The sequence below is a fragment of the Caulobacter sp. 602-2 genome (genome assembly GCF_011043625.1).
Taxonomy (GTDB): domain Bacteria; phylum Pseudomonadota; class Alphaproteobacteria; order Caulobacterales; family Caulobacteraceae; genus Caulobacter.
Window position 1 is genome coordinate 1 of the sequence record NZ_JAAKGT010000032.1, and the last position, 786, is coordinate 786.

1 protein-coding gene is annotated in these 786 nt (G+C 66.5%); it reads right to left on the reverse strand.

The window, feature by feature from the left end; genetic code table 11:
* Positions 1-108 precede the first annotated feature (108 nt).
* On the reverse strand, positions 109-786 hold a 678-nt coding region (locus G5B46_RS24115), incomplete at its 5' end, for a carboxyl transferase domain-containing protein (RefSeq protein WP_276611632.1).

The following is a 786-nucleotide window of genomic DNA, read 5'->3' on the forward strand; positions in this document are numbered from 1 at the left end:
AAGCGATCGGTGGGGGGAGTAATTTCGACATCGGCCGAGGTCTCGGAAGCTGAAACCGGCCCCCCACCGGCCTTCGGCCGCCTCCCCCATAGGGGGAGGTTCGCTGGCTCACAGCGGGATGTTGTCGTGCTTCTTGGTCGGGTTGGTGAGCACCTTGCCCTTGAGCGAGTGCAACGCCCGGACGATGCGCTTGCGGGTGCCGTGGGGCATGATGACGTCGTCGACATAACCGCGTGAGGCGGCGACGAACGGGTTGGCGAAGCGGTCCTTGTATTCGGCCTCGCGGGCGGCGAGCGCCTGCGGGTCCTTGGCCTCCTGGCGGAAGATGATCTCGACCGCGCCCTTGGCGCCCATCACCGCGATCTCGGCGGTGGGCCAGGCGTAGTTGAAGTCGCCGCGCAGGTGCTTGGAGCTCATCACGTCATAGGCCCCGCCATAGGCCTTGCGGGTGATCAGGGTCACCTTGGGCACGGTGGCCTCGGCATAGGCGAAGAGCAGCTTGGCGCCGTGCTTGATCAGGCCGCCGTACTCCTGCTTGGTGCCCGGCATGAAGCCCGGCACGTCGACCAGGGTGACGATCGGGATCTCGAAGGCGTCGCAGAAGCGCACGAAGCGGGCGGCCTTGCGGGAGCTGTCGATGTCGAGCACCCCGGCCAGCACCTGCGGCTGGTTGGCGACGATCCCGACCGTCTGGCCGTCCATGCGGGCGAAGCCGCAGACGATGTTCCTGGCCCACTCGCTGGAGATCTCGAAGAAGTCGGCCTCGTCGACGATCTTCAGGATCAG